Annotated in this window: 26 protein-coding genes and 1 pseudogene; 26 read left to right on the top strand and 1 reads right to left on the bottom strand. The window is 72.5% G+C overall.

Features of this window, described 5'->3' with window-relative positions:
• Positions 1–10: 10 nt before the first annotated feature.
• From ABD223_RS13765 to ABD223_RS13735, 7 genes are all read left to right on the top strand, one after another.
• Positions 11–871, top strand: a complete 861-nt coding sequence (locus ABD223_RS13765; protein ID WP_344036550.1) for a hypothetical protein — start codon at positions 11–13, stop codon at positions 869–871.
• Positions 872–897: 26 nt separating this feature from the next.
• Positions 898–1476 carry a hypothetical protein gene (locus ABD223_RS13760; protein ID WP_344036549.1) on the top strand — a complete coding sequence of 193 codons (579 nt, stop codon included), beginning with the start codon at positions 898–900 and terminating at the stop codon, positions 1474–1476.
• 14 nt (positions 1477–1490) lie between these two features.
• Positions 1491–2321: a tyrosine-type recombinase/integrase gene (locus ABD223_RS13755; RefSeq protein ID WP_344036548.1), complete on the top strand. Its 831-nt coding sequence runs from the start codon at positions 1491–1493 to the stop codon at positions 2319–2321.
• Entirely contained in the window at positions 2321–2611 is a 291-nt protein-coding gene (locus ABD223_RS13750; RefSeq protein ID WP_344036547.1) for a hypothetical protein, read from the top strand. Before ABD223_RS13755 ends, ABD223_RS13750 begins: the two co-directional genes overlap by 1 nt.
• An 86-nt stretch (positions 2612–2697) precedes the next feature.
• Positions 2698–3144 (top strand): AAA family ATPase, encoded by a 447-nt coding sequence (locus ABD223_RS13745; RefSeq protein WP_344036910.1) that lies wholly within the window; start codon positions 2698–2700, stop codon positions 3142–3144.
• A 7-nt stretch (positions 3145–3151) separates the two neighbouring features.
• Entirely contained in the window at positions 3152–4171 is a 1020-nt protein-coding gene (locus ABD223_RS13740; RefSeq protein ID WP_344036546.1) for a DUF5131 family protein, read from the top strand.
• Positions 4172–4173: 2 nt separating this feature from the next.
• Positions 4174–4452, top strand: a complete 279-nt coding sequence (locus ABD223_RS13735) for a hypothetical protein (RefSeq protein WP_344036545.1) — start codon at positions 4174–4176, stop codon at positions 4450–4452.
• A 4-nt stretch (positions 4453–4456) separates the two neighbouring features.
• Here ABD223_RS13735 and ABD223_RS13730 read toward each other — a convergent pair whose 3' ends face one another.
• Positions 4457–4657: a hypothetical protein gene (locus ABD223_RS13730; RefSeq protein WP_344036544.1), complete on the bottom strand. Its 201-nt coding sequence runs from the start codon at positions 4655–4657 to the stop codon at positions 4457–4459.
• Positions 4658–4872: 215 nt separating this feature from the next.
• Between ABD223_RS13730 and ABD223_RS13725 the strand changes: the two genes are divergently transcribed.
• The 19 genes and pseudogenes from ABD223_RS13725 to ABD223_RS13635 all read left to right on the top strand — a co-directional run bounded on the left by ABD223_RS13725 (position 4873) and on the right by ABD223_RS13635 (position 18032).
• On the top strand, positions 4873–5250 hold the full coding sequence (locus ABD223_RS13725; protein ID WP_344036543.1) for a hypothetical protein: 378 nt from the start codon (positions 4873–4875) through the stop codon (positions 5248–5250).
• The gene (locus tag ABD223_RS13720; protein ID WP_344036542.1) at positions 5250–5552 is read left to right on the top strand and encodes a hypothetical protein; all 303 of its coding nucleotides are present in this window, start codon (positions 5250–5252) and stop codon (positions 5550–5552) included. Before ABD223_RS13725 ends, ABD223_RS13720 begins: the two co-directional genes overlap by 1 nt.
• Positions 5553–5587: 35 nt before the next feature.
• A pseudogene (locus ABD223_RS13715) lies at positions 5588–5770 on the top strand (anti-sigma-D factor RsdA); the annotation flags it as partial.
• Between the two features lie 176 nt (positions 5771–5946).
• A complete protein-coding gene (locus tag ABD223_RS13710; protein ID WP_344036541.1) occupies positions 5947–6198 on the top strand; it encodes a hypothetical protein in 252 nt (83 codons plus the stop codon).
• Positions 6195–6677 (top strand): hypothetical protein, encoded by a 483-nt coding sequence (locus ABD223_RS13705; protein ID WP_344036540.1) that lies wholly within the window; start codon positions 6195–6197, stop codon positions 6675–6677. Before ABD223_RS13710 ends, ABD223_RS13705 begins: the two co-directional genes overlap by 4 nt.
• Positions 6674–7318: a 3'-5' exonuclease family protein gene (locus ABD223_RS13700; protein ID WP_344036539.1), complete on the top strand. Its 645-nt coding sequence runs from the start codon at positions 6674–6676 to the stop codon at positions 7316–7318. Before ABD223_RS13705 ends, ABD223_RS13700 begins: the two co-directional genes overlap by 4 nt.
• Entirely contained in the window at positions 7315–7917 is a 603-nt protein-coding gene (locus ABD223_RS13695; protein WP_344036538.1) for a hypothetical protein, read from the top strand. The genes ABD223_RS13700 and ABD223_RS13695 overlap by 4 nt, the downstream gene beginning before the upstream one ends.
• A complete protein-coding gene (locus tag ABD223_RS13690) occupies positions 7914–8339 on the top strand; it encodes a helix-turn-helix transcriptional regulator (RefSeq protein WP_344036537.1) in 426 nt (141 codons plus the stop codon). The genes ABD223_RS13695 and ABD223_RS13690 overlap by 4 nt, the downstream gene beginning before the upstream one ends.
• Positions 8339–8821: a hypothetical protein gene (locus tag ABD223_RS13685; protein WP_344036536.1), complete on the top strand. Its 483-nt coding sequence runs from the start codon at positions 8339–8341 to the stop codon at positions 8819–8821. The genes ABD223_RS13690 and ABD223_RS13685 overlap by 1 nt, the downstream gene beginning before the upstream one ends.
• An 86-nt stretch (positions 8822–8907) precedes the next feature.
• The gene (locus ABD223_RS13680) at positions 8908–10356 is read left to right on the top strand and encodes an RNA polymerase sigma factor (protein WP_344036535.1); all 1449 of its coding nucleotides are present in this window, start codon (positions 8908–8910) and stop codon (positions 10354–10356) included.
• Entirely contained in the window at positions 10353–10715 is a 363-nt protein-coding gene (locus ABD223_RS13675; RefSeq protein ID WP_344036534.1) for a hypothetical protein, read from the top strand. The genes ABD223_RS13680 and ABD223_RS13675 overlap by 4 nt, the downstream gene beginning before the upstream one ends.
• Positions 10708–10989, top strand: coding sequence for a hypothetical protein (locus ABD223_RS13670; RefSeq protein WP_344036533.1), 282 nt, complete (start codon positions 10708–10710; stop codon positions 10987–10989). The genes ABD223_RS13675 and ABD223_RS13670 overlap by 8 nt, the downstream gene beginning before the upstream one ends.
• Positions 10986–11405 carry an ASCH domain-containing protein gene (locus ABD223_RS13665; RefSeq protein ID WP_344036532.1) on the top strand — a complete coding sequence of 140 codons (420 nt, stop codon included), beginning with the start codon at positions 10986–10988 and terminating at the stop codon, positions 11403–11405. The genes ABD223_RS13670 and ABD223_RS13665 overlap by 4 nt, the downstream gene beginning before the upstream one ends.
• A gap of 13 nt (positions 11406–11418) precedes the next feature.
• Entirely contained in the window at positions 11419–11658 is a 240-nt protein-coding gene (locus ABD223_RS13660) for a hypothetical protein (RefSeq protein WP_344036531.1), read from the top strand.
• 86 nt (positions 11659–11744) lie between these two features.
• On the top strand, positions 11745–12275 hold the full coding sequence (locus ABD223_RS13655; protein WP_344036529.1) for a hypothetical protein: 531 nt from the start codon (positions 11745–11747) through the stop codon (positions 12273–12275).
• Positions 12276–12288: 13 nt separating this feature from the next.
• Positions 12289–12543 (top strand): WhiB family transcriptional regulator, encoded by a 255-nt coding sequence (locus ABD223_RS13650; protein ID WP_344036528.1) that lies wholly within the window; start codon positions 12289–12291, stop codon positions 12541–12543.
• A gap of 154 nt (positions 12544–12697) precedes the next feature.
• Positions 12698–14131 carry a DUF2637 domain-containing protein gene (locus ABD223_RS13645; protein WP_344036527.1) on the top strand — a complete coding sequence of 478 codons (1434 nt, stop codon included), beginning with the start codon at positions 12698–12700 and terminating at the stop codon, positions 14129–14131.
• Positions 14128–15843, top strand: coding sequence for a hypothetical protein (locus tag ABD223_RS13640; RefSeq protein ID WP_344036526.1), 1716 nt, complete (start codon positions 14128–14130; stop codon positions 15841–15843). Before ABD223_RS13645 ends, ABD223_RS13640 begins: the two co-directional genes overlap by 4 nt.
• Before the next feature lie 50 nt (positions 15844–15893).
• Positions 15894–18032: a hypothetical protein gene (locus ABD223_RS13635; protein ID WP_344036525.1), complete on the top strand. Its 2139-nt coding sequence runs from the start codon at positions 15894–15896 to the stop codon at positions 18030–18032.
• Positions 18033–18059 lie beyond the last annotated feature (27 nt).

The raw sequence follows: 18059 nt of genomic DNA, 5'->3' as shown, positions 1-18059 counted from the left end.
GGGGCGAGCTGTGGCGGAGACGGACGAGGAACTGCCGTACGTCAGCGCGCGCGAGTGGGTTGACGTCGTGTCCAGGCTCCGCATCCCCGAGGGCACCGGCAAGAAGGTCGCCGCGCGCACCGTGAAGGGGTGCGCGTTCCGGATCGCGTGGTGGGCAGACGGGCGCGACGGCACGCGGGTCCGTCCCGGCACGGCGCTGATCGCGGTGATCTGCGAGGTGGACTACCAGACCGCCAAGCGCGTCGTGGCCGTGCTGCGGGGCCTCGGGCTGCTGACCCTGGTCAGCACGTCCCGGGGCCCCGCGGGGGGCCGTACGCACGTCTCCGACGAGTACCGGCTGACCATCCCCGCGGACCTGCTCGACCGCGCGCGGGTGCTCAGCCCGAACGAGATCCGCGCGGAGGCGCAGCGGATCAGGGACGCGAACGCGGGCCGCAAGCGGGTTGCGGGGGACTCCGACACCCGCAACTGTCCTGTGGACAACCCGCCGGAGCTGGAGTTGCAGGGGACGGAGGCACCCGCAACCCCGGAGGTGCTCGAGGAAGTTGCGGGGGAAGCAGGTCCCCCCAACCCGGAGTTGCGGGGTACTGCCGAAGCAGTTGCGGGGGACGCTGTACCCCCCCATCTCTTAGGCGACCAGACCACACAGCCGATCAACCACGATCACCTCCCAGCGCAACCACCGGACGCGCGCGAGGCCGCCAAGCCGTCCAAGAAGCCCGCGAAGAAGATCAAGTGCGATCACGGCCTCCCGGCGGGCATGCGCGCCGACGGCACGCCGAAGTGCGCGGTGTGCCGCCGGGACGCCCACATCGCCCCCGTCATCCAGTTGCCGTTACGGCGGGCTGGCGCAGGCGGGAGCGCGTTGTGACCCGGCGGGCGGTACGGCGGCGGCCGGTGCAGCCGCCAACGCGGACGCTGGACGGGGCGCAGCGCCAGGCGCACGCCATGCTGGTGGCCTGTCCCGCCGCTCCGCGCGGCTGCGGCCAACCCGCAGGGCAGGCGTGCGTCGGCGCGAGCGGCGAGGAGCTGACAGGCCCGGGTCACCCTCACCGCCTCGCCGCGGCCTACCGCGAGCACCCGGACACGGTCCCGCCGTCCCCGCCCGAGCCCGCCCGGGCCACCGCGGCGCCCGCGCCGGTGGCTCACCTGGTGTCGGTAGACCAGCTGCGCGCGGACCTGCTCCGGCACCGGGCGCCGTGCCCGCGGCCGCGGTGGTGCCGGGCCAGCATCGTCCGGGCCCGCAACGAGCGTGGCGAGTGGGCGCGGTTCGACGCCGAGCCCACCCCGCCGCCCCCGGCCGGGCAGCCGGAACCGCCGCGGCTGCACACCCTGACCCTCGACCCGAACGGCGTGGTGCGCGCCGTGCGGCTCACCCCTGGCCAGGTCGCCGGGGCCCGGGCCGCCGGCACCCCGCTGCACCAGCCCCACCACCAGACCTGCCGACGCGTTACTCGCGTCCGCGACGCCGGCTAGTAACGAGGTTAATTGTGTCCAACGATGTTATTCCCAAATCTGGGATACTTGATGTGCATATTGCTGGATTCGAAAAGGAGCAACTCGCTTACGGTTTCTCGCGTAACACCGTCGGCGCTCGGATTCGGTGCATCAAGGCAATCGCCCGGCGTGCCGGTGTCGCACCCGGTCAGCTCACCGCCGAGGCCGTGCTGACCTACCTCGCGAACGCGGGTCTTGGGACTTGGTCCCGCCGTACCTACCTGAACCACCTCAGCGCATTCGGGAAACACATCGGCGTCGACCTGGTCGGTGCCATCCGTAAACCCCCTGCTCCGCGGTCCATTCCAGACCCGCTGTCCGAACAGGACCTGGCGACGCTGATCGCCGCGGCACGAGGGCGGGTGCGGGCATGGGTGCTGCTTGGTGCCTACTGCGGCCTGCGCGCCCACGAGACGGCGAAAATCGCCGCAGAGGACATGTCCCGCGAGGGAGACGAGGTCACTCTCAGGGTGCTCGGCAAGGGTGGAAGAACCGACGTGCTGCCGGTGCCGCCGATCGTCGTCACGGCGCTGGATCTGTCCAGGCCGGGACCGCTGTGGGTGGGCATCACCCCGTACCGGGTGTCACGCACAGTCGCCCTGCTGGCCTCCAGGCAAGGCATCGGGATGCGTTACCACCAGCTTCGTCACCGCTACGGCACGGCCGTGTACCGGTCATCCGGCCGGGATCTGCTGCTGACCCAGCGGCTCATGCGGCACTCGTCACCCGCGACGACGGCCGGCTACGCCGCTGTGGCGGACGACCAGATGCACGTGATTGCCCGTGCGCTGCCGGGCGCCGACCCCGCCTCCGGGGAGTCGTGATGGAGACGGAGGCGGACGAGACATTCCTGCAGACCCTCGACGCGCTGGTACCGCTGCGCATTGTTGAACTCGCCGACTACCCTCCATCTGCCCGTCAGAGGCTGGCTATGGAAACGGTCGACACAATTTCCGTGCAGGCTGATGCGATCACGCGACGCGAGCATGGAACTGATATCCGCAGCCAGCGCCGAACCGTGCTGACCGCGATCGTTACTGGACTGGCCATCGGTGCGTATGAGCCCGGTGGTGTGAATTTCTGCGGACGTCACTGGGAGGTCCGGCGCGACTGAATTGCGTCGGGGCTTCGTCCGCACCGAACCGACTACGACGAGCTGGTCGCCGCCCAGGCGGCCCGAACGGAGACCACGTGACCACCATGACCGCCACCCAGGGCCTGCCGGCCTCGGGCAAGACCACCTGGGCCCGCGCCCAGGTGCTCGCCGCTCCGCCCGGCAGCCTCGTGCGCTTCAACCGCGACGAGACGCGCCAGATGCTGCACTGCGCCGCGCTCTACCTGCCCGTCACCGAGAAGCAGGTCACCGTGGTTCAGCACGGCGCGGTCGAGGCGATGCTGCGCTACGGCGCGGACGTCCTCGTCGACGACACCAACCTCGACCCCGAGCACCTCGGCCAGCTCGTGGCCATCGCTCACCGCGCGGGCGCCGAGGTCCGCATCCAGTCCTTCGTCGACGTGTCCCTGGAGGAGTGCGTCAGGCGCGACCGGGTCCGCGAGGACTCCGTTGGCGCCGCGATCATCCACGCCATGCACGAGCGGTACGTCGCCACCGGCGAGTACCGCAACGTCCCCTCGATGGCGTGGTGACGCCGCCATGGCGACCTCCTCCATCGCGTGGCTGGCCAACCCGGACGGCACCCGGGGCCAGACCTGGAACCCGGTCACCGGCTGCGACTGGGCCTCCCGTGGCTGCGACAACTGCTACGCCCTGCGCCAGGCCAAGCGGCTCAAGGGCATGGAGCAGAGCCTGATCACCCTCGGCCGGCTGATCCCGGCGCACGCGAAGTACCAGACCGACGGGGACCCGCGCACCAGCGGGCCGGGGTTCGGCGTCGCCATGCACCCGCACGCGCTGACCGCGCCGTTCGGCTGGCCCACGAAGCCGCAGCGGGTGTTCGTCAACTCGATGTCCGACCTGTTCCACCCACAGGTGAGCGACGAGTTCATCGCGCAGGTGTTCGCGGTGATGGCGCTGACCCCGCAGCACACCTACAAGATCCTCACCAAGCGCCCGCAGCGGATGCCCGCGCTGCTCGCCGACGTGGCGTGGCAGGAGCTGGTCAACCACGAGCTGGTCGCGCTCAGCGTCGAACTCCGCGTGCCGCTGGCGGCCGACTTGCCCAACATCGTCGACGCGCCGCTGCCCAACGTCTGGATCGGCGTCTCGGTCGAGGACCAGCACCAGGCCGACCGGCGCGTCCCCGACCTGCTGCGCACCCGGGCCAGGGTCCTCTGGGTCAGCGCCGAGCCGTTGCTGGCGCGGCTCGACCTTGGCCTGGTCGACCAGGACGGCCTGGACATCGACGCCCTCACCGGCAGCACGTGGCAGCAGGGCGTCGGCCTGACCCCGGATGCCGTGGGGTCCCTGGACTGGGTGGTGGTCGGCGGCGAGTCAGGCCCCGGCGCCCGACCCATGCACTCCGCGTGGGCCCGCCAGCTGCGCGACGACTGCGCCAAGGCGGGCGTGCCGTTCTTCTTCAAGCAGCTCGGCAGCCTGCTCGCGAGCGAGCTTGGGTTCCGAGGCGCAGGCGAGGAGTGGCACCAGCTGCCCGACGACCTCCGTATCCACCAGTACCCGCCCGCCCACGCGGCGGCCCGCACCAGCACGAGGTGACCATGAACGCCACGACCGCGCAGCCGCGTCGCCGCCCGTCCACCACGGCGCAGCCGGAGGAGCGTTGCCAGCGCTCCGACCTGTACCTCTCGGCGTGCGCCCACTGCCGGGGCCTGGAGCTGGACCCGGCGCTGCGCAACCTGGCGGAGGTCCACATCGCCCGCTGGGTCGTCGCCCGCGGCGCGGGCCGATGCGGTGGCTGCGGCCACGACTACGCCAAGGGCGACCGGCTGGCCGTGGTCGGTCCGGAGGAACGGGTGTGCGAGCGGTGCGCGTCCTGACCGGTCAGGACGACGTGCCGGTGGGCGCTGCGGCGCCGCGCTCGGCGCGGCGGCGTTTGGCCTCGTCCTCCGCCAGGCGCTTGACCGTGGCGCGCGGGTCGGGGCCGAGCAGGTCCCACACGGACTGGGGGAGCCGGATGCCGTGGGACACGGTGGGGTCGGCGTTGGGCTTGCGGCCGCGCTTCTTGCCGGTCGTCTCGCTCATGCCGGTGCTCCCTGGTCCTGGGGACGGATGGGCAGCACGTTACACGAATTTCCGTGCACAGAAACTCTTGCCCCGGGGTCGGTAGGGGTGCTAATTTCCGTGCACAGAAATTTTCGGCCACGTCGGCGGAACCTCGGAGGTGGGACATGTCGCGCTCGTCATGCCCGCTGCTACTCGCTACCAACGCGAGAACGGCGGTAGCGAGTAGCCAAGCAGTGCTGGACCACCCCGCCACCGCCTGGGCGAACAGCGACCAGGACGTGCTGTCCTACCTGCCCGACGACCTGGTCGAGCAGTACCGGCGCGACATCGACACCGTGGCCGCGAACCTCATTGCCCGCCACCTGATCAACGCGTGGCGCGAGCGCGGCTACGTGGTCGCGTTCGCGTCGGCCGCCGACCTGGACGCCAGCACCGACAGCCCCGACGACGAGACCTACCTCGCCGTGTGGAACGCCGCCGCCGGCCGCATCGACCCCGACGAGCTCAGCCTCGCCGTGCTCGACGGCGTTCGCCGCTCGCTCGCGTGGCCCTACCAGCGCACGTACGACGACGCCGTCGCGCGGCTCGCCGCCGCAGCCCAGGAGCACTGATGACGACCACGAACCAGCGGTACCGGCCCGACTCCTACCCCTACTACCTGCACCCCGACGAGCGGGAGCAGAACCGCGCCGCCAACAAGCGCAAGGAGGCGCTGGCCGCCGTCCGCGACGGCCAGGTCACCTGGCTGCCCGCCGGCGACGGCCGCATCGCCCGCTTCGGCCTCAACGGCACGACCAGAGCGGCGCGCGAGATCCAGAACATCGAGCTGCGCATCGCGCTGTGCGAGCTGCGCAACTCCAAGCAGATCCGGATCAACGAGGAGACCGGCGCGGTCACGGCGGTGCAGTCGTGAGCGCCCTCGTCACCCGCCCCGACGACCAGCCCGACGACCTCGCGGGCATCCGGGCGGACGACGCGCTGCTCGACGCGCTGGGCGGGCGGAACCCCGAGCAGGCCGACGCCCTCGTCGACGACGAGCTGAACGCGCTGCTGCTGGCCTGGCGGCGCGAGGTGGACAGCCGCCCGGTCGGCGAGCTGGTCGACACCGACACCGCCGTGGCGACCATCGCCGCCGGCCAGGCCCGTGACACCGACCCGTCGGTGGTCGCCCTCTCGCTGGTCACCGCCGTGCTGATCGCGGTGCTGATCGTGAAGGCCGTCAGCGCGCACGTGCGCCGCGTCCACCAGGCCGACCAGGCGTTCCACGCCGCGTTGGCCAACCCCAACCCGAACCGCGAGGAGCAGCCGTGAAGAAGATCCGCACCGGCGCGGCGCACGACGCGCTCGACAAGGTCGACGAGGCGCTGGCCAAGTTCGGCAGTGACCAGTCCCTGCTGGACGAGCGGGCGCGCCACGCCGCCGCCGACGCCCTCAGCGAGCTGGACGACCTCGCCCGCTACGTGGACGACCTGCGCGCCGCGCTCATCGACCGCCTCCAGACGGCCCCCAGCGGCATCGACGCCGTTGCGCAGTCGTTGGACGTGGACACCGCAGCATGAGGCGCACCGTGATCTGGCCCCGGCACTGGACCCGCACTCGCGTGAGCCCCGGTGTGTGGCTGGCCGAGAAGCACACCCTGCGGCGGGCCACCCCGGCCGCCGGTGCGTGGGCGGTCCGCTGCCCGCAGGAACGCGGCAGGGTCGTCGGTGAGGCCGAGCTGCTGGACGACGCGGTCGACGTCCTGCACCGCCACCTGTTCACCTGCATGCCCGCCGCCGGGCGGCCCGCCGCCGAGTCGGAGACCGGGCACGGCCCGGCCGCCTGCGTGCAGGCCCTCCGCGACGGCTACCGGGCGGTGTGCGAGCACCCCGACGCCGACCACTGCGCGGCCTGCCGGCACTGCCCCGGCCACCACGCGCCGGGCTGCCGCGACGGCCACCCGCTGACCATCCAGCGCATCGCCGGCCGCGTCCGCCCCACCGGCCACCCGCCGGTGCGCATGGTCACCGTCCGCCTGCCCGACCGGACGCCCGCGTGACCAGCCCGCGCCTGTACCAACGACCGGCCTGGGAGCCGGGCCAGGCCGTGTGCCTCGGCGTCGGGGCCACCAGCCCCGACGCCGAGGCCGCGCGCCTGATCGCCGCCGACGTGCTGCGCCTGGACCTGAGCACCGGCACGGTCCTGGACCACCGCGGCTACGACACCGAGTCCGCAGCCGACCGGGCCGTGCTGGTGCTCAACGACATCGAGACCGGCTGGGCAGACCGGTTGCCGCTGGTGGTCTGGGAGGCGCCGTTCGCGCTGACCGTCCTGGACCGGGAGCTGCGCCGCCACCTCAACCTCGGCCTGGACATCGGCCGCTTCGGGCCGGTGCTGGACCCGCACATCATCGACCACGGCGTCGACACCACCCGCCCCGGACCGCGGTCGCTGGCCGGCGTCTGCGCCCACTACGGCCTGGCGCTCGACGTCTTCCACACCTCGGCGTCCGACGCCCACGCCACCGGCCGCCTGCTCATCGCCCTGCTCGCCCGACACCGGGCCAAGCTCACCCACCGCGACCTGGCTGACCTCTGGCGCATCCAAAACCACTGGTGGCGCGCCCGCGCCCGCACGTTCGGGCGCGACCCCCACTGGCCGTTCGTCCCCGTCCCCAACCACCACGGAGTACCGGCATGACCACCGACACCATCAAGTTCAGCGGCGGCAACCGCGCCGAGGTGCTCGCCCTGATCAACATCGACGGCGAGTACCAGCACGCCTACGTCTACAGCAACGCCGGCGACGTCATCGAAATCGTCGGGCCCGGTTGCCCGCAGGTGAGCGTCTACCGCGGGGATACCATCACCCGGACCGAGACGGAGTTCGTCATCGTCTCCCACGCCGACGTCGAGCCGCGCCGGTTCCCCCGCATCGACGGGGCGTTCTTCCTGAAGAGCCAGCACGCGGTGGCGTCGGCCAACGAGGAGAACGCGGCCGAGTGGGCCACGCTGTGGACGTCGTGGGCGGACCAGCTCCAGCAGCTCATCGACAGCAGGCCGGGGATGCAGGCCCGGCTGCCCTACCTGAACGCCGAGGCCGACGAGTCCTTCCACGACCCCATGGTGGGCCACATCGACCTCGACGCGCTGGACCGGGCGCTCGTCGAGATCCGCTCGCGGGCCGACGCCATGGTCGGCGCGTACCAGCGCGCGGCCCGGGTGATCGAGAAGAAGCAGGCCGCGGCCCTGCAGGAGCTGGCGAACGCGGTCGGCCAGGACGAGGCGGCCACCCGATGACCACCACCATCACCCTCACCCTGTTCAACCGCGACGAGGTGATCAAGTTCATCACCGGTCCGCTCTGCAAGGCCCGCGAGCCCGAGGACTTCGGCTCCGACGTCGTGATCGTCGAGCTGTCCGCCCGCCGTGCGGTGGTGCTGCTGGGTGAGACCGTCACCCGCACCGAGACCGACTTCGTCATCACCGGCCGCGGCGGCGGCCGGCGCGACCACTTCCCGCACACCGCGCCCCCCGCGCTGTCGTTCTCCGAGCGCCGCGTTGCCAACCTCGCCGCCGCCAGCTTGACCAACGCCCAGATCGCCGAGCACCTGCGCATCACCCCCAGCACGGTCGAGCAGCACCTCACCCGCACCTACCGCAAGCTCGGCGTCAAGCGCTCCGGCCTGCGAGCCGCCCTCACCACGACCAGGAGCGCCTGATGAGCCACATCTTCTTCCGCGACAGCCCTGACCTCGCTGGCCTGCCCGAGGACGCCTACGACCGTCTCGCGCCGCTCGGCGACCTGATCGACCAGTCCCACGGCCGCTCCTACCACCAGAACGAGTGCGGTCTGTTCTGCGTCGACCCCGAGTGCCGCATCCTCCGGGAGGCCCTGCTCGCACCGTCCCCGTCCACCGAGGACATCCTCGGCTACCTCGTCGCCAAAGATCTGCTCGACCTGGACGCCGTCGAGGGCTTCCTCAACGGCGGGCCCCAGCCCGCGCTCGACCCGGACGACCCGCTGACCGACTACGCGAAGGCCTTGATCCACCGCCTGGGCTGTGACGTCGAGCCGATGGTCATCGAGGACCGCGCCCGCGACGAGCTCGGCCGCGAGCTGACCCCGGCCGAGGTGGACCGGGTCACGGCCCTGATCCGCCGCGCCGAGATCACGATCACCCTGCCCGACGACGAGGACTGAGCCGTGCACCCGGCCGGTGCGTTCCACGGGGGCGCACCGGCCGTCGACTCCAGGCAGCCGCCCCCGATCAGCCCAGGAGACCACCCGTGCTCGACCAGCACGCCGCCACCGAGCATCCCTCCGATGCCGAGCTGACCGCCCTGACCTCCCTGGTGCGCCGGATGGTCGCCGCGCGCCTACGTCGGTGGCGGCCACCGACCGACGTGTCGCGTGAGGACCTGGTGCAGGACACGCTGCTGTCGGTGTGCCAGTCCTGGCACCGCCGTCCACCCAACGCGGACGCAGTGACGCCGTGGGTCATGGTGATCACGAGGAACCGTCTGGCAGATGCCGTCCGGGCCGCTGTGATACGAGCGCCGCAGTGCGACTTCCACCTCAATGACTCAGCGATGCACCACCCGCTGACACCGGCGGACATGGTGGAGTCGGCGGCCCTGGACGCTGCCGCCGGCCACCCGTTCGGACCGCTGGCCTGCCTGCCGCCCCGGTGGCGATGGGCGGTGCAGATGGTGGCCTACGACGTCGACCAGGCCACCATCGCCCGCCGGCTCGGCATGACCATCGGGGCGACACGGGTCCTACTCCACCGGGCCCGTGCACGAGTCACCGCCAACCGCGAGGCACCCCCGACACACCTGAGCCGCGTCCTTCCCACCGCTCTGATCCGCCTGCCCCAAGACGCCTCCGGTGACCTGACCGGCCTGACCGACGCCTGCCGCGCCGGCCACACCCCCATCCTGACCGTCGCCCACGATCGCCACGGCTGGAGCACCACCGACACGTTCTCCGGCCAGGCGCTCACCGCCGCGGTGCTGGCGGACGTGCGGCACGTGCCGGTCCTCGTCGACCCCATGCCCCCACCCGCACCCCCACCTCCCCCCAACCTCAGCCGCTTCGGCATCCCTCCCCGCACAACCAAGGAGCTCACCGTGCGCCCCTCCCGCACGCGGCCATGGTTCGGCAGCACGCTGACCTGGACCCGCACCGCCATCGGCACCTGGACCGTCCAGTGCCGCGGCATCACCCACGAAATGATCAAAATCGACCGCCAGCACGCCGAGACCCACCGCACCCGGCAAGGCTGGCACTTCGCGTACCACCCCGACCGCTCCGCCGCCGACCGCGGCACGCCCGGCACCTATCCCGGCCCGCGCCTGAGCAGCAACCTCGCACTCGCGCGCCGCATGGCCGAGGCATGGCTGCTCGTTCCGTACGCCGAGCGCCGCGTCACGGACACCACCCCCGCGTTCCTGCTCGTCCTGGCCAACGTCGGCGCCGAGCTCCGACTGCCCGACGGCCGCACCGTCACGCTGATCACCGAGCACAACGAGCGCCGCATCGTCGCCCGCAAGCCGCACGACGGCCGCCTGGTCGGGCTGCTCATGCCCCACGTCACCGACCAGCGCGCGAGCTTCGTCCCGGTCGTCGGCACCCACTCCGACGGCCAGGACCTCTCCGACACCCCACTGCCGTGGCCCCAGGCCGCAACCAAGCTCGCCAGTGCCCTCGCGGCCCCGTCGAGGGCTGAGCGGTGACCAAGCACCCCACCCACGCGACGGGCACGGACGTGCGCCGCTGCCCCGACGACGGCCGCTGCCACCACGGCTGCAACGTCGGCTGCTTCCGAGTCGCCGCCGCCGGCCCACTGTCCGGTGTGTTCCCCGGCGACCGCTGGCCCGACCAGGTGCGCGCCGAGCACGCCGACTACTTCGACTTCAACGCTGCCTCCCCGTCGATGCCCGCCGCGTTCTGTTCGTGCACCGCCCACTGGACCGACCCCGACCAGCACAGCCCTGGCGAGCGCTGCGGCGATTGCGGCGCCGTCAGTGAGTCCTGGTGCGTGTGCCCAGACGGCTACAACCCCGCTGCCCGCGTGGAGGCCGACCGTGGCTGATCTGTTCTGCGTGAAGCACAACGAGGTGCACCACCTCAGCGCCGGTCAGCTGGAGCGCGCGTTCCACGTCCTGGCGGCCGACTACGCCGCAGCCGTGATCGAGCCGGACGGCGCGCCGGAGCGGCTGCACGCGGGCGAAGAGTTTCACGACCACGTGCCGTGCCCGCTCGCCCTCGCGAAGGAGGCGACGGAGGTGGAGGGCTGGTTCGAGTGGGTCGAGGGCCTGGTCGAGGCCCGCCGGGCCCGAGCGGCTGAAACGGAACCCGCGCGGTGAAGGCCCTGACGATCCGCCAGCCGCACGCGTGGGCGATCGCTCGCGGCTGGAAAACGATCGAGAACCGCTCCCAGCCCACCAACCACCGCGGCCCGCTGGCCGTCCACGCCGCGAAGCTGTGGGACGAGGAACCGGAGCAGGCTCTGCGGTTCGTCGTGCGCACCGCCCGCGCCCAAGGCGCCCAGCTGCCGCGCTCGGTGCAGCACGACCTGCCCTACACCGACACCGGCCTGGTCATCGCCACCGTCGACCTGGTCGACGTGTGCACCGCCCAGCTCCGCGGCGAGGCCTGCGCCTGCGGCCCCTGGGCCCGTCCGGGCCAGACGCACTGGCAACTCGCCAACGCCCGCACGGTCGACCACCCGTTCCCCGCCCGCGGGCAGCAGTACCTGTTCGACGTCGACATCCCCACGTGACGGAGGGACCCCGATGCCCGCCTTCCCCTTTGACCCGCTGCTCGACCGGATCAACGCGCAGATCGACCTTCCTGCGCTGCCGCCCCTGAACGACCCGCCTCCCGCGGCGTTCCCGGACGTCGAGACCGAGACGCAGTGGCTGGCCGCACACCTCGCGGCGGTGACGGCCGCCGACAACACCCCACCGCCGCGCCGTGCCGCGCCGGCGCCGCTGTGGAAGCGGCTGCTCCGGCGGGGCACCAAGTCCGCCTGACCGGCAGCACCGGGCCCGGCGGCCTCGCTGGCCAGCACGCCGCCGGGCCCGGCGTCACCCCATCACCTGGACGGAGCACCATCATCATGCTCAACCCCGACACGTTCCTGCTCACCCTGGCTGCGGTGTTGCCCGGGCACTGGCTGGCCGACCACTGGTTCCAAACACCCACCCAGGTCAAGCACAAGGGCGCCCGCACCCGCTTCGGTCAGCTGGTGTGCGCCAACCACGCCGCGACGCACATCCTGGTGACGGCCCCGTTCCTGGCCGCGACCTTCCTCTCGTTCGAGTCCGACGTCTCACTCCAAGGCCTCGTCGCCGGCCAGCTGTGGACGTTCCTGTCCCACTACGCGATCGACCGCCGCTGGACCCTCCACCGCGCCGCCCGCTTCGCCGGCCGGCTCGGCTTCAGCGGCCAGGTCTTCCACGACCTCGGGGCCAAGCGCATCCACAAGGTCCGGGCCGTGCGCCCTGGCCACGCCGACAGCTCCATCACCGTCGAGGAGCTGGTCGACCTGGACGTGGAGACGATCGGCACCGGCCGATACGCGCTCGACCAGGCCGCCCACCACAGCGCATTGTTCCTGACGGCCCTGATCACCGCGCTCGTCTCCTGAGGAGGGACAGACCATGGACTGGCGACACCGCGCGATCTGCCGCGACGAGGACCCCGAGCTGTTCTTCCCCGTCGGCAACTCCGGCCCGGCGCTACTCCAGATCGCCGAGGCGAAGACCATCTGCCGCCGCTGCCCCGTCGTCTCCGACTGCCTGGCGTGGGCGCTGCGTTCCGGCGAGGACGCCGGGGTGTGGGGCGGGATGAGCGAAGACGAGCGCCGCGCCCTCAAGCGCCGCAACGCCCGCACCCGGGCTCGCAGCAACGCCTGACCGGAGCAGCGCGACGGCCCCACACCTACCTGGTGTGGGGCCGTCCGGCGTTGCTCGACCGGCCCAGAGGCTAGCCTAAGTGTCACATGACACTTTATCGTGACTGTTAGGCGTGTACCGAGGCCACCCGACCGCACCAGAGGACATCACCGCCATGACCACGACCCGACCGACGCCGCCCCGACTCGGCTTCTGGGAGCGCATCCTCCGCGCCCGGGCCGAGGCCCACGCCATTCGGATCCGCGCCCAGAAGACCGGCGCGGCCGAGGCCGAGCTGATCCGCTCGCAGGCCGCCGCCGCCACCGTGACCGCAGCCGAACTCGCCATGGTCTCCGAGCACCAGGAGTGGCTGCGCCAGCGCGAGCGCGACGAGGCCGAGCAGCGCGCCGCCTGGGCCCGCACCCACACCGAGGACGGCCGCCCCATCAAGGAGGTCTCGGCCACCGACAAGGGTGACCGGTTCTGGGACTTCGTGCTCGCCGTCCCCCTGCTGACGGGCTCGCTGGCGGCGATGTTCGGCCAGATCGCCAGCCTGCACCCGCGGCTGCTGCCGTTCGCCGCCACCGAGCTGGGCCTGGAGGGCGCGGCCGGGACGCGGACCGCACTGGGCGTGGCGTTCGCTGTGGGTCTCACCCTGGAGACGTGGGCGCTGGTCATGGGCCGCCTCTCCCACAAGGCCAGGCTGCGCGGCGACTCGCCCGCGGTCTACCGGGCCTGGATGTGGGCCGCCGTGCTCTTCGCAGCCGGGATCAACTACCACGAGTGGTCCCCGTCCTGGACGCAACCGTCGATGCTCGGCGTGCTGTTCGCGTCGCTGTCGATCCTGTCCGTGCTCGGCTGGGAGCTGCGCGAGCACCGCGCCGACCGCGACCGCCGCGCCGCAGAGATCGCGGCCCTCGGCTGGGCACCCACGCCGATCCCGCCCCGCCCGGAGTTCGGCGCGACGCGCTGGGTGGTCGCACCCCGGCACACCTGGACCGCCTGGAGCGTCGCCGTGCGCGAGCGCATCCCGGACGCCAACACCGCGCTCGCCCGCGCCGACGAGATCCTGGAGGCCCGGGCGATCACCGCGGGCACCCGCCCGCCCGACGCCGGGTGGCGCACCCGCCTGGCGTTCCTCCTGCGCGGCCAGGCCGCCCTCCCACCCGGGCCGCAGCACTCCCGGTGGAACGTGGACGTCGACGACCCGCACCTCCCGGGCGTCCCGACCTTCCACCTGGTGAGCCTCCCGGGCGGGTCCGCGTCCGCCCAGAAGCCTCCTGCCCTCCCGGCCTCCCGGGCGCCCCAGCCCCGCCAGGAGGTCGCCCGCCCGGGAGACCGGGAGGCCCCCGAGCCTCCCGCCCAGGAGCCTCCCGCTCCTGACCAGCAACAGGAGGCTCCTCCCGCCCAGGAGGCCAGCGTCCTCCCGATCAAGAAGGCGCCCGACGCCCACACGGTGAAGGACACGATCAGGAGGTACCGGGAGGAGCACAACGGCACCCTCCCGGCACCGAACTGGGTGAAGGAAAACTGCGGCGTCGGGTCTGAGCGGGCGAAGAAGCTGCTGGCCGCAGTCGAGGACGAAGACTCCCAGGAGGCCACCGGATGAGCCCCTACGTGCGCGTCACCCCACCGCCCCGCCCGACTCCTCCCGGAAAGCCCGCTACGCCGCCCGGGACGCCCTCCCGCCCGCCCGGAGCCACCTCCCGTCCCGACAGCCGCCCGCCCGCCGGTGAGCAGGACGGCGACCGGGAGCCGCCGCTGCCGCGCATCGACACCGAGCCCGTCGACCCGACCGTCGTCAAGGCCGTGCTACTCGGTCTCGGCCTGCTGGTCGTCGCCTCGGTGGTGCTGGCCGTCCTGCCCACCGCGGTCGCGGCCTGGGTGATGGGCGGCCTGCTCGCCCTGGTGGCCGCCTGGGCGGTGTGGCGGCTCAGCAGCGGGAGGGGCCTCTTAGGCGGGAGGTCCCGCTCGGGAGGTTCCTTGCTGGGCGGGACGCGTCCGCCCGGCCGCCCGGGAGGCCGCCGCCCGGGAGGGCTGTTCGGCGGCTCCCGCCCGGGCGGGAGGTTCAACCTGGGCGGGCGGTGGCTCCCGGGTGGCCGCTCCCGGGCGGGAGGACGCGGTCCCGGGAGCACGTCGGGCGGGCGGTCCTCCCGCCCAGGCGGGAGGACGGCGGCGGCGTTCGCCCGCCGCTTCCCGCGCGCCACCCGGGCGGCCCAGCGGGCGGGAGACCGTGCCCGACAGGCGACCGCCCGCGCCCGGGAGGTCGCCGCCCGGGCGGCGACCCGCGTCCCGCGTCGAGGCCGCCCGGGCACCACACCAGCAGGAGGCCGCCCGGGCGGCTCGTCGGGCGGGCGCACCAAGACCGGACGCAACCCCGGCGGCGGGCAGAGCGGCCGCACCCCCTCGGGAGGCGGCCGGAAGTCGGGCGGCCGGTCGGGCGGCCGGTCGGGCGGTCCGCTGAGCCGGATCACCCAGGCGGTCCGCGACGTCCTCCCGGGCGGCGGCCGCACGCGCGACGGCACACCCTCCGGCAAGCGGGCGCGCGGCGGCAACGCAGGCGGGCACGGCACGACCGCCGTGACCGACGGCGACATGGCCGACGACACCGACCTCCCCCACCCCGACCCGGACGACCTCCAGGAGCACGACGACGAGGCCGACGACGACGAGCTGGACGACGACGAGACGGAAGACGGCGCGACGCTGTCCCGCTGGCAGCGCCTGGGCTACCGGATCGCCGACTGGGTACAGGGCCGCGCGCCGGACTACGTCGACGCCCTGGTCGAACCGCTGCGGCCCCTGTCCCCGGACCTGTCGGAGTTCGAGGTCGGCGTCGACGTCGACGCCGACCAGGCCTCGCCGCCACCCGACGAGTGGGACGTCCACACCCCCACGTCCTTGCACGACTGGCCGGACGACCCCGGCCCGGAAACGCCACCACGGCGACCCGACCCGCCTGCCCCTACCAGTTCATCTCACGCCTCACCTCACCTGAATGACCAGCGAGTTCGCAAAAGGAGCACCACCATGACCGTCAGCGCCACCGACTTCGCCAACCACTTCGAGGGCGAGCTGTCCACCGCGTCGGAGCGGCGTCACGCGCTGGTCACGGCCGCAGAGGCGGCCACCAGCCGTGCCGTCAAGCAGGAGACCGAGGCCGAGAAGCTCCGTGCCGACGCCCGCGCGGCCGCCCACCTTTCGACGGACCGGGCGGGAGAGCTCAACGCCAAGGCCGCGAAGCTGGAGGCCGACGCCTACTCCAACCGCCGGCTCGCCTCCCACTTCACCGCCCGCGCCGAAGAGCAGAACGACAACTGACCATTACCCGTTCTGAGCAGGAGGAATCTATGTCCAGGAAGGCGTTTTGCGTGGTGGGTGGCCTACTGCTGACGGCTGCCCTGGCGATCACACCCGCCGCCGTCGGCGCCTCCTGGTGGATTCACGCCCTTGTGGTCGCGGTCCCGGCGGGACTGATCACCTGGCAGGGACGGGACATCCTGCTTCAGGGCCGGGCCTTCGAGGAGCTGGGCAGCAACCGGGTCCGCGAGCGGATGGCGAGCTGGTTCACCGTCGCCCTGGCCCTGCACCTGATCTGGATCGCGGCCACCGCGACCGGCCTGCTGTCCTGGTGGCAGGCCGGTCCGTGCCTCGCAGCCCTGGGGGCGCTGGAGTGGGCGGTGGCCGCCAACTGGGAGTACCGGGTAACCCGCATCAAGCCCGCCGCCCAGGTCGAGGTCTTCGAGGCCGAGCTCGTCGACGACGAGCCCCCCACCTACTACGACGGCCTGGACGACAGCGCGCTGGGCACCGCAGTCCTGGCCGCGCTGGGGTTCGACCACTACGTCGTCCTGCCGCCCAACCGGGCCGAGGAGCTGCGCCCCGGAGTCACGGTTTGGGTGTGCCAGAAGCTCACCCCTCTCGCCTACGCCGAACAGCTCTACAAGACCGCCGTCCGGCAGGCCATCGCACGACGTCAGGCCCCGGAGCGCGTCAAGATCCCGGAGATCAAGGAACTGCCGACGCTGACCCATAAGGACGCCGAGGAGATCGCCAACGTCATCATGTCCCTGACCGGCGTGGAGATGGCCGGCGACTACGTCGAGGTCGTTCGCCACCGGCTCGCCGGCCGGGTCATCATCACCGTGGCCACCACCGACATCGGCGCCCAGGCCCTCCCGTACACCGCCCTGGACGCCACCCCGCGCGACCCCCGACGCATGGCCATCGGCCTGGCCAAACGCGGCACCGACGTGGCCGTGAACCCCCGCCAGCACTGGAAGCTCATCGGCCCCACCGGCTCGGGCAAGTCCGGCGCCGAGAACGTGTGGATCGCCGAGGACATCGTCCGAGGTCACCGCGTCATCGTGTGCGGCGCCGACAAGGTCTGGGACCTCGTCGAGGAGTGGGTCGACGGCCTCGGCGGCGTCGACCTCCCGATCCGCGCCGTCCAGGGCCTCGGCGACACCCTGCGGGCCCTGGTGGCCGTCGCCCGGCACGCCCGCTGGAAGCAGACCCTGCCCGCGGCCCAGCGCGCCGGCATCGCCCCCGTGCGCTTGGTGGTCACCGAGTCCTCACGCGTGATGGTCGACAGGTCGCTCACGATCGGCTGGGACGGCCGCGACTGGACCGCCGGCGAGCTCATCGGCCACATCAGCCGCTCCACCCAGGGGGCCGACGACTGGCTGCTGCTCAGCTCGCAGGACTTCGACCACGACTACTGGGGCACCGAGGCCGCGTCGATCAAGAACAACACCGGCGGCACCCTGCTGTGCAGGAGCCGCAACGCCGACGAGCGCCGCCGCGCCCTCGGCGACGCCTACTACGGTCTGCCCGACCTGCAGCACCCCGGCGAGTCCTACGTCAAGGACTCCGGCATCCCGGAGTACGTCAAGCTCTTCTACCCGCAGGAGTCCGACCCCTCCAAGCCTCGCCTGCACGACGGCCCCACCGTCCGCGACATCGCCCGCATCCGCGCAGGTCAGGCACGTGAGTTCACGGGTGAGGAACTGCGGGTGATGGGCACCTGGTTCGCCACGCTGCCCCGCCGGATGACCCCGGCCTACCGCGACTACCTGCGCGGCGAACGCCCGCTGACGATCCAGATCGAGGACGACGACTTCACCGCCCCGCAGCGCGGGGCCGACGCCCTGATCGCCGAAGCCGACGCCATGCTGGCCCAGCTCGGCATTCCCCTGCCCGCCGCCCTGCCTGCCCCCGAACCGCAAGTCGCCGAAGCCCTGCAACGCCCGCCCCTGCGCGAGCGCATCGTCCAGCTCGTCGAGCAGGCCGGGCAGCTGGGCCGCAAGGACGTCCTCGCCGCCCTGCTGGCCGAGGGCTACGACACCACCCAGCAGTCCGTCGACAACGCCCTCAGTGCCCTCGCCAAGCCTCGCGGGCGTCTGCGCCGCGACCAGGCCGCCGCAGGCGTCTACCTGCCCGCGCACACCTCACTCACCTCACCCACCCCCACCCCTGTAACCGCAGGTGGGGGAGCCAGCCACGCGTGAGGTGAGCGGTGAGATGAACCCGTCCGA

Source organism: Saccharothrix xinjiangensis (assembly GCF_039527585.1).
Taxonomy (GTDB): Bacteria; Actinomycetota; Actinomycetes; order Mycobacteriales; family Pseudonocardiaceae; genus Actinosynnema; species Actinosynnema xinjiangensis.
Note: the sequence above shows the minus strand (reverse complement) of the source record. Positions and strands in the feature narration are given on the sequence as shown.